At 43.3% G+C, this 10,512-nt stretch carries 10 protein-coding genes; 7 read left to right on the forward strand and 3 right to left on the reverse strand.

What is annotated here, in order from left to right; translation table 11 throughout:
- Window positions 1–211 precede the first annotated feature (211 nt).
- The 6 genes from ACZW67_RS13615 to ACZW67_RS13640 all read left to right on the forward strand — a co-directional run bounded on the left by ACZW67_RS13615 (window position 212) and on the right by ACZW67_RS13640 (window position 7,102).
- Window positions 212–1,852, forward strand: a complete 1,641-nt coding sequence (locus tag ACZW67_RS13615; protein WP_465183700.1) for an ABC transporter substrate-binding protein — start codon at window positions 212–214, stop codon at window positions 1,850–1,852.
- Window positions 1,853–2,016: 164 nt separating this feature from the next.
- Window positions 2,017–3,033, forward strand: coding sequence for an ABC transporter permease (locus ACZW67_RS13620; RefSeq protein ID WP_110923113.1), 1,017 nt, complete (start codon window positions 2,017–2,019; stop codon window positions 3,031–3,033).
- Window positions 3,034–3,189: 156 nt separating this feature from the next.
- Entirely contained in the window at window positions 3,190–4,104 is a 915-nt protein-coding gene (locus ACZW67_RS13625; RefSeq protein ID WP_194197835.1) for an ABC transporter permease, read from the forward strand.
- Between the two features lies 1 nt (window position 4,105).
- Window positions 4,106–5,173, forward strand: a complete 1,068-nt coding sequence (locus ACZW67_RS13630; RefSeq protein WP_465183701.1) for an ABC transporter ATP-binding protein — start codon at window positions 4,106–4,108, stop codon at window positions 5,171–5,173.
- Entirely contained in the window at window positions 5,170–6,141 is a 972-nt protein-coding gene (locus tag ACZW67_RS13635; protein WP_465183702.1) for a peptide ABC transporter ATP-binding protein, read from the forward strand. The genes ACZW67_RS13630 and ACZW67_RS13635 overlap by 4 nt, the downstream gene beginning before the upstream one ends.
- The gene (locus tag ACZW67_RS13640; RefSeq protein WP_465183703.1) at window positions 6,134–7,102 is read left to right on the forward strand and encodes a DUF4424 family protein; all 969 of its coding nucleotides are present in this window, start codon (window positions 6,134–6,136) and stop codon (window positions 7,100–7,102) included. The genes ACZW67_RS13635 and ACZW67_RS13640 overlap by 8 nt, the downstream gene beginning before the upstream one ends.
- Before the next feature lie 100 nt (window positions 7,103–7,202).
- On the opposite strand, the gene ACZW67_RS13645 is transcribed toward ACZW67_RS13640, so the two are convergent.
- Window positions 7,203–7,430 carry a DUF2798 domain-containing protein gene (locus tag ACZW67_RS13645; RefSeq protein ID WP_465183704.1) on the reverse strand — a complete coding sequence of 76 codons (228 nt, stop codon included), beginning with the start codon at window positions 7,428–7,430 and terminating at the stop codon, window positions 7,203–7,205.
- Between the two features lie 45 nt (window positions 7,431–7,475).
- Entirely contained in the window at window positions 7,476–7,895 is a 420-nt protein-coding gene (locus tag ACZW67_RS13650; protein WP_465183705.1) for a nuclear transport factor 2 family protein, read from the reverse strand.
- Window positions 7,896–8,056: 161 nt separating this feature from the next.
- On the opposite strand from ACZW67_RS13650, the gene ACZW67_RS13655 reads away from it, so the two are divergent.
- Window positions 8,057–8,995 carry a LysR family transcriptional regulator gene (locus tag ACZW67_RS13655; protein WP_465183706.1) on the forward strand — a complete coding sequence of 313 codons (939 nt, stop codon included), beginning with the start codon at window positions 8,057–8,059 and terminating at the stop codon, window positions 8,993–8,995.
- Window positions 8,996–9,051: 56 nt separating this feature from the next.
- On the opposite strand, the gene ACZW67_RS13660 is transcribed toward ACZW67_RS13655, so the two are convergent.
- Window positions 9,052–10,116 carry an NERD domain-containing protein gene (locus ACZW67_RS13660; RefSeq protein WP_465183707.1) on the reverse strand — a complete coding sequence of 355 codons (1,065 nt, stop codon included), beginning with the start codon at window positions 10,114–10,116 and terminating at the stop codon, window positions 9,052–9,054.
- Between the last annotated feature and the right edge of the window lie 396 nt (window positions 10,117–10,512).

Consider the following 10,512-nt stretch of genomic DNA (forward strand, 5'->3'; position numbering starts at 1 on the left):
GAACGACTTGTTTATATTTTTAGTTTCCACTGCTATAAATTAAAATTATAACAACTAATAATATGTTTCTTTTTGTATGTATGGAAAATCATATAAAAGATCACATAAATAGACATTTTCAAGGTTATTAAATGCTTGCTCATTATATTCATGATCGAGTACGAACATGTAGATATACGAGTAGCTACCTATCACTACATAGGATGTAATAATGCAAAAATCCCTCTTTAAACTTACCATGCTGACGACACTTATCTTAGGTATTAGTGCCTGTGGCGGCGACAACAAAACCACCGACGATTCTGCTGCTAGCTCAGATGCTAAAGCGGCTAAAACATTGCTTTATTGTTCAGAAGGTAGCCCTGCAGGTTTCGATCCAGCACAATACACTTCAGGTACTGATTTTGATGCGAGCGCCTTCCCTATCTATAATGGCTTGGTAGAATTCAAAAGAGCGGGTACCGAAATTCAGCCAGGATTGGCCGAAAGTTGGGATGTGAGCGAAGATGGTAAAACTTATACCTTTAACCTACGTAAAGGGGTCAAATTTGGTACAACTGATTACTTTACTGCGACTCGAGATTTTAACGCAGACGACATTCTCTTTACCCTAGAGCGTATTACAAACCCAGAGTTTGAATTTAATAAAGCCTATCCTGCTGAATTCCCGTATTCGGTTGGTATGGGATTACCTGATATTATCTCAAATATTGAAAAAGTGGATGACTATACGGTAAAAGTCACGCTCAGCGAGACCAACGCGCCGTTTTTACAGAACCTAGCAATGCCTTTCGCTTATATCAACTCTGCTGAATACGCCAACAAATTGATGGCTGATGGCAATGCAGCTGATATTAATACTAAGCCAGTGGGTACCGGACCTTTCGTCTTTACTTCTTATCAAAAAGACGCGCAAATTCGCTATACCAAAAACCCAGATTATTGGAACAAAGACGACATCCATATCGACAACTTAGTATTTGTCATCACAAAAGATTCAGCCGTTCGCGCACAAAAGGTTCAAGCAGGTGAATGTCATGTATCCGCCTATCCAAAGCCTGCTGAAATTGAAGCAGTCAAAAATTCTGGTAAGGCTACGGTACTTGACCAACCTGGATTTAACGTCGGTTATGTCGGTTATAACGTCGAAAAACCTAAATTGAGTGATCTGAGAGTTCGTCAAGCATTAGACATGGCTATCAATAAAGACGCCATCATCAATGCGGTCTATCAAAGCGAAGGCTTAAAAGCCACCAATCCGATGCCGCCAACGCAGTGGGGTTACGACAAGTCGCTCAAAGATGCACCTTATGACGTTGAGAAAGCAAAAGCCCTTATCAAAGAAGCGGGCGCAGACAACCTTTCTATCGACTTATGGTATATGCCCGTTCAACGACCATATAACCCTAATGCCAAACTGATGGCTGAAATGCTACAAGCAGATTGGGCCAAGATTGGTGTTGATACCAAACTTGTGACTTATGAGTGGGGTGAATACTTAAAACGCGCGGCTAAAGGTGAGCCTGATGTCATTCTAGCGGGTTGGACCGGCGACAATGGAGATCCAGATAACTGGCTAGGTTCGTTATTGTCTTGTGACGCTGTCGGCGGAAATAACTATTCTCGCTGGTGTAACAAAGACTTCGATAATTTAGTCACCAATGCTCGTCAGATTAATAATCAAGATGAGCGCGTGAATGAATATGTACAAGCGCAGCAGATATTCAAAGAGCAACTGCCTTGGACAACGATGGCGCATTCGGTAGTAACGGTATTCACCGCACCAAACGTGGTCGATTATAAAATCAGCCCACTTGGCTCAATACGTTTCGATGGTGTCAAGGTCGAATAACCCTGACTGATTACGTTCGATACGACATACATAATGGTTTAATTTATATTCGGCTGGATCAGGTTTCCTGCACCAGCCGTATTCATCTGCATTAAACGCGTTGTCGCGAACCCTCTTACCCTCACAAACACTCTTATCATTGAATCACAACTATTGAGCAGCCCATGCTACTTTATATTCTGCGTCGAATCGCTATTCTCATTCCTGTCTACCTTGGCTTAACGCTATCGACCTTCACTCTGATTCGTCTCGTCCCTGGAGATGCGGTCGAGATTATGATGGGCGAACGTATGGTCGATCCAGAGCTACATGCGCGCGCCCTAGAGCGACTGGGATTAGACAAACCTCTTGTCGCCCAATATTGGGATTATCTGACTGGCATCTTGACGGGTGATTTTGGCGAGTCTTTTCGTACTCGAACCCCCGTATTACAAGATTTCTTTGCCCATTTCGTTCCAACCTTGGAGCTGGCTCTATGCGCCATTGTCATTGCTAGTGTCATTGGCGTGAGCTTAGGTATTTTTGCCGCGCTGCGACGTGGTACATGGATTGACTACACGCTGATGTCAGGTGCACTGGCAGGTTACTCTATGCCCATTTATTTATTAGGGCCAATTCTCACTGGTATATTCGCTCACTATTTAGGCTTACTACCTGTCGCTGGGGTGATATCTGTCGCACAATTTTTAGATGTGCAGCCGTTATATGGCTCATGGCTACTCGGCTCTCTCACATCGGGAGAACCTGGTGCATTCTGGAACGTGGTCAAACACTTTATCTTGCCTTCTATTGCTTTATCGACTATTCCACTTGCAATGATTGCACGGATGACACGCTCTGCGATGCTAGAGGTATTAGATGAGGACTACGTGCGTACCGCGCGCGCCAAAGGCTTATCACCAAGCCGCGTAATCATGGTGCACGTGATGCGTAACGCCTTGATTACGGTGGTTACCGTCGTTGGTCTACAGATGGCGACATTGCTCGCAGGTGCGATTATCACCGAAACCATCTTTAGTTGGCCAGGCGTCGGTAATTGGCTACTCGATGGATTTTTCACTCGTGATTATCCTATTGTACAGAACGGTATTTTACTGGTCGCCACTGCCTTGATTTTGGTTAGTTTATTTATTGATATTTTGTATGGTCTTATCAACCCACGTATTCGACATACTTCTTAATCTAACATTGATAAATACTCATATTATAAGTAGTGAAAAATAGCGATTGCATGGTTTTGAGTCGTTTTCAGCACATTCCTGAATGATTGCTAGGAATGTTTGCTAGAAATGGAACTCTACATACTTGTAACGCGTTAGCCACTATAGGAAATGCTCATGAAGCCTTCTGCTGTTCCCTCTGATCTTAAGCTTGCGGCACTCACGCCGCCCTCGTCTTGGCAGCTATTTTTATCGACGTTTTGTCGCAATAAAGGCGCGGTACTTGGTTTTATTGTACTGGCTTTGATGGTGCTTATCGCCATACTTGCGCCTACTATTGCTCCCCATGACCCTTACGAGTTGTTTACTGGTCAAGAGCAGTTACCACCGGCCTTTCTAGATGGCGGCAACACCATGTTTTGGCTCGGCACTGATGATGCGGGTCGAGATACGCTGTCTCGAGTGATGTATGGTGCGCGTTATTCACTGTTTATTGGTCTAAGTGCTACGACTCTTGCGATGTTGGTTGGTATCTCCTTAGGATTGAGTGCTGCGTTTTGGCCAAAAGTCTGGGGCAAGGCCGTCATGTTGGTCAATGACATCTTGATGTCCTATCCGAGCTTACTATTGGCCATCATCATTGCCGCTATCTTAGGGCCTTCTATGACCAATACAATTATTACGATCGCACTGGTCTGTACACCACCTTTTATTCGGCTGACTCGTGCCACTGCGATGGTAGAGCTACAACGTGAGTACTTTATTGCCTCACAAGTGATGGGTGCTGGCGTACTGCGCTTATTGTTTATCACCATTTTGCCCAACTGTATGGCACCGCTTATCGTACAGGCAACAATGATTTTCTCTTCTGCTATTTTGGAAGCAGGCGCGATTGGTTTCTTAGGCTTTGGCGTACAGCCACCAGATGCAGAATGGGGTGCGATGTTAGGTACGGCACGTCAATATATTCAGAGTAATGTTTGGCTCGCTATTTGGCCGGGTGTCGCTATTTTCTTGGCTGCCCTGTCGATTAACTTGACTGGTGATGGCTTACGCGATGCACTAGATCCCAAATTAAAGCAGGTGACCTAAGATGACTGAACCATTAATTAAAACACCAACCAACCATACCTCTATGAATGGCGCATCAAAAAAAGAATCTCCATTGTTATTAGATATCGAAAACCTATCGGTTACGTTCGGTCAAGGGATACGCGCCTTTCGTGCAGTCGATGATGTGTCATTGAAAATCGCACAAGGTGAGGTCATCGCCGTCGTCGGTGAATCTGGCTCAGGCAAGTCCGTCACGATGATGGCACTGATGGGACTATTGCCGCCCTCTGCGACCGTACGTGCTCAGAGAGTGATGTTTGATAATAAAGACATGCTCAGTATGCCAGCCAAAGAGAAACGCGGCATCATTGGCAAAGACATCTCTATGATTTTTCAAAATGCGATGTCTTGTCTAAATCCAAGCTTTACGGTTGAGATGCAGCTAGGTGAAGTATTACGCAAGCATCTTGGCTTGCGCGGCGCAGCCGTACAGACGCGCATCTTAGAGCTGCTAGAGTTGGTTGAGATGCCCGATGCAAAGAATCGTCTCAAAGTCTATCCGCATCAACTATCAGGTGGTATGAGCCAACGAGTTATGATTGCGATGGCAATTGCTTGCGAGCCAAAACTACTGATCGCAGATGAGCCAACTACCGCACTCGATGTCACCGTACAAGCGCAAATCATGGACTTGCTGAGCCGATTGCAACGCGAAAAGCAAATGGCGATGGTATTGATCACTCATGACTTGGGACTGGTCGCACAGAACTCACGTGATGTCGCGGTCATGTATGCCGGACAAGTGGTTGAAACCAGTACTGTGCCAGAGATTTTTCAAAATCCTGCTCACCCTTATACTGAAGCATTACTACAAGCCATCCCAGAGCTGGCTATCGGTCAAGACCGTCTAAACAGCTTACCCGGTGTCGTGCCGAGTCAATACGATCGCCCAAGCGGCTGCCTATTGTCTCCACGTTGCCCATATAAAGAACCCGATTGCGAAGTTCCACCACCTATTTTAGATACACCTACTGGCAAGGTACGTTGTATTGATTCTAATATTACCTCTCGCCCCTCTCACGCTGCTACTTTGGAGTCCCAAGTATGAGTAACAAAGTGGTCTTAAAAGCAGACAACCTACACAAGCATTACCCAGTATCACAAGGTCTGGGCAAAGCAAAAGCATACGTAAAAGCGCTCAATGGTATCTCATTCGAGCTTGAAGCTGGCAAAACATTGGCCGTCGTTGGTGAGTCAGGCTGTGGTAAATCAACCCTTGCCCGCCAGCTGACGCTGATCGAAGCGCCTACTCATGGTGAGCTATTTATCAACGATGAAGGCACCACTGGCTATAGTAGAAAAGCGCTCAAAGAGTTACGTACCGAAATTCAAATGGTTTTTCAAAACCCTTATGGCAGCTTAAATCCGCGCCATACTATTGGCTATCAATTGACTGAACCATTGGATATCCATACCAAATTGTCCAAAGAAGAAAAGCGCGACAAAATCAACGAGATGATGAGAAATGTCGGCCTACGTCCCGAACATGCTGGTCGTTATCCACATATGTTTTCTGGTGGTCAGCGCCAACGGATTGCCCTCGCCCGCGCCATGATGCTCAATCCTAAAATCGTTGTCGCTGATGAACCGACTTCTGCACTCGATGTATCCATTCAGGCGCAGGTACTAAATCTATTTATGGATTTGCAGGATGAGTATCGCACTGCTTACGTCTTTATCTCGCATAACTTATCGGTCGTGCGCCATGTCGCTGATGATGTGATGGTCATGTACTTAGGTCAAGCGGTCGAACATGGCCCCAAAGAAGCGATTTATAACGCGCCAAAACACCCGTATACCATCGCGCTACTGGCCGCTGCACCAACGGTAAATGGCCATAAAAATGATTTGACGCTACAAGGTGAGCTACCAAGTCCGCTTAATCCACCAAGTGGCTGCGCCCTACACAAACGTTGTCCATACGCCAAGCAGCAATGCAGCGAAGTAGAGCCACAACTGCGCGAATGGGACGGTCGATTGGTCGCTTGTTTACGCTTGGAAGAAATATATGGATAAGCGCTATCTGATGCTTAGCGGTACGTTAGCTTACGCTGTGCTGATAGCGATGACGGCTGCCCAAGCGAACGACTCTACGGGCTACGTCGGCACAGGCGGTGTTGAATATCTTAAAAATAAGAATATCAGCATGCATAGTGAAGATTTATACATCTCAAAAGAGGAAATTCGTGTCAATTATGAGTTCAAAAATCTCAGTAATAAAGACATTACTGAGACGGTTCTTTTTCCGATGCCAGCTGTGCCTAGTTTTATAGACTCAGATTACGCCGATACCAGTGCCACTTATAATAACTTTAAAATTTGGGCCAATGGCAAACCTATCATTCCAAATCAGCATGTTCGTACTTTTATGCATCCGATTGTCACCAAAGATGGTAATAGACACTATGGGAAAACGCCTATTGATACCACACAGATTTTTAAAGCCTGTGGTATTAGTGACGCTGAAATGATGGCACCTTGGACGTATCAATTTGATACCGATGACATCAATCAACGTCTTGTAGATTGTAATAATAAGGCACTAGATAGATTCATCTATGATAGAGAAAGTCTTTATATACCTTGGGATTCACAGGTGATCTATAGTTGGAAGCAAATCTTTAAAGCCAATACGATTACCAAGGTCAAACACACGTATAAACCGTTAGTGGGTGGATCTGTAGATTTAGACAGTGGGCAATATGGCAATTTTTGCGTAGATGATTCAACTCAGAGATCCTTTAACAAGAATGGCCGTCCCTATCATGCCTTAAGCTATATCCTGACTACGGGGGCAAGCTGGGCAAAACCTATCACTAACTTTAAGCTGACTGTCGAACGCGACCCTAACGAACTGGTCTCGTTCTGCTGGAAAGGTAAGGGTAAAGTCAAAAAAATTGGACCAACGACGTTTGAAATCAAAGAAAGTAATTTTGTGCCAACCCATGATTTTGATGTCGCTTTTATTATGAAGTAGCGGTTAGTGTTTCGGGTGTACGTAGCTTACCGATAAAACTTGTTTCGACAGTAGTCGTGGCAATAAATTCAAGCGTTCTGAGTAATAGTGTTCTGATGAATTATGAGTCTAGCAGTCTTTTAGTCAATTTTTGCACCGGATTGGCTATTATCATGACACAAACAAAGGCGACAGGCGCTGCCAGCATCCAAGCCTTAAACCAGTAATAAACAAACCTATCCACCATACCCAGATTGATAAAGGTAATATAAACTGTCATCATCCCTGATAATGAGAGTGCCATAATTGCAGTATTAACAATGCGGAACTTATAACTTTTTCGCTTCATCTGATTCATTATAGCCTCAAGCAGTTTCAACCTTTCATTTATCGTCTATCTTGAGATTTGCATAGCAGCTTCTAATGCCGCTGTGTCCTCATGCATGCGGTATAGTTCAATCTCGCCAGCATCATTAAAACGGACAATCATTGACCACAGGCTATTAAATACTTTCCCCGTGTGTCTGACTGTGTGAGCAAGTTTGCCAAATCTGATCACATAATCATCAGCGACGATAGACTCCTCCATTATAAACTCGCCAAACTCGAACATTTTTGCAAGATTTTTAAAAAAATCAACACCTTCATCTTTGCCACTGTGCGTCCCATAAATAGGCACCTGACTGTCTGTATTCTCTCGAAAAACCACAAATTTAACGTTTTCATCACATCGCTGCATGGCTTGCTCATATTCACCCATAAAAATGTGTCCTAAAAATTGATCGAGTGTTTGGGTGTTTGATGGTGATTGCATACGTCTCTCAATACTTTATAAAGTAGATAACGAGTCTAATATAGTGGCGTAAGGATAAACAGATTATAGATAAGCAATCACTGTGCAAAAATGCACGGTGAAATTTGCTAAACTGATTATTTATACTAAAACTAGTGTTCATACTGAAAGGTAGTAGTGATATGCAGTGGGATGATTTGGCTTACTTTGTCTGCTTGGTGGAAAAACAGACTCTGACTGCTTGCGCTGAAGAGCTGGGGGTACAACACAGTACGGTTGCGAGGCGAATTGATCATCTTGAGCAAACATTATCGGTAAATCTGTTTGATCGGCTAGGCAAACGCTATGCACTGACGCCAGAAGGCTCGATGCTCTACAGCCAAGCCATTGAGGTGAAAAAAGAGATAGCCGTATTTGAGAGAATGGCAATTGATCAGAACGAGATGCAGGGCAAAGTTGTTATATCGGCACCACCTGTCTGGGCAAATGAAGTGCTGATACCGGCTCTGGCTGAGTTTCGCCAGCAGTTCCCAGATATATTAGTCGCATTGAGCGGTGAAGTTGGCTTGAGCAATTTACATCACAGAGAAGCAGACATCGCCATAAGAACGCGTTGTCCCACACAGGAAGATCTGGTTGCTCGTATCATTGGGTCCACAAGATACGGTTTCTTTGCTAGTAACGAATACCTTAAACGCACCCATTCTGAACAATGGCAATTAATAGAGTTTCAAGCTAATGCCAGAGTACTGGCTTGGTCACAGGCATTGATGAAACAGCATGCCTATACGATTGCATTTAACACTAATGATTTATATATGGCCTGTCATGCTGCTCGTAAAAAAATAGGCATCGCGTTACTGCCAGAGTTTTTGGCTCACCAATACCCAGAGCTGATAGCAGTTGACCCAATTAACCGAGTAGCGCTGACCGCTCGAACACAACCAACATTGGAGAACATCCATTCTTCAACACTCGTTTCAGACAATCAGTATTCAATCTCAAATGCCAGCATTCCACTCACTCAAGACTACCCTCTCTATCTTGTGATGCATCCCGATGTCAGACGCTCTGCACGAGTGAGAGCAGTTGCTGATTGGTTAATTGCCAGTTGTGCTTAGCTCAGGTAGCTGTATGTAATACGGCTTATATAAAGTATGGCTTATATAGAATACCGCTAGTTCATATTCACCACGCCGCGACACTTAGGAAACTGACAACAACCGTAAAACTCCTGACCAAGATGTGCGCCTTTTTTGGCAACACGTTTGATCATCTCGCCATTGCATCTTGGACAGGCAGGTACTTGCTCTGTAATAGCTGTATGATTGATTTGCTCAACAGCTTTAAGATTGGTGCTATTAAACGTGATAATCTCACATTCAGCCGTTTTAAAATCATTGCCCGATAACTCAGGCTCCATAACTTCAAACGGTGTAAGAAACACTTTATTAGCCATATCATATGGTGTGTTTGCCTGCTGAGTATTCATACTGTCAGTTATTAATTCGCTAGATTCAATCTCAGTCTGACCAGACCACTGCAGCACCTCTCTACTTTTCAGCGTGGCTCGTTTAGCGGTTTCTTTTACTATCGGCTCAGGTATTGGCTTACTGGCAGTTTTAACAATTGGTTTATCAGTAGCGTTACCGCTAGGCTGCTTGTTTGACGGGCTATGCTTGTCTTTTAGATAGGCTTTATGCTCTCTGTTAGTGCGCCAAGATTTGCTAAATCTATTGCTGTTAATCTGCTCAACGATGGACTTAACCTCGTCTTCAGTCAGTATCTTATCTTGCTTCTTCTTCACATAAGACACCATGCCACCTGTCAATACGTGTTCAGGCAACTCATCACGGGTTTTCAGCTCACATTCACCGATGAAAGCAATCATCGAATGGAAGTAGCTCAACTCCAATCCTAATAAATCTGCGAGCGTCTTGATGTGCAGATAATTTTGACGCAGTGGGTTTTGAAATTTGAATTTACTTCCATTTGGGAAAGCTTGTGTCCACTGCTTTTGCTTCTCGCTACCATATATCCAACCTTTATAATTTTTGGTTTCGATGACAAAGATGCCGTATACAGAGACGATAATATGGTCGATTTGAGTGCTACCACCATTGTCTCTTGGTAAGGTAATACCATTTAATCGATGATAGACGTTTTTTTCTAGTTTTAGCCACATGGCGACGTTGATGACGGTTTCACCTAGGAAACCTTTAAAGCTGGATTTTAGGGACATTTGGTATTCACTTAAATTTTAACGATACAAAACACGTAAATTTATGTATTAATACTGAACAAAAAATAGTTTTATTCAGTTACATTGATTATACACTGGCTTTTAGCTTATTAAATTGATAAGTTATTTTAACCCTAAACCTGATACCAATAATAAAAAGATTTTTGTTCCAAAAACACTATGTATTTTTCCGAAAATTTATCTAAGAGTATGTGCTATGTCATTTAAATTAAATATCAATCAACTCAACGAAAAACTAGAAATTGAACCTTCGAAAATTTTTCGTAACCTAAAACGTAGTTCTATAGTCAGTCCAAAATAGAAAAGGTACAATACTTTTAAACCAAGCAAAGTGAAATATAAAAGATGACCTACTCAGCAGATTTTCGAGCACAA

The organism is Psychrobacter sp. TPE 89C (assembly GCF_055522395.1).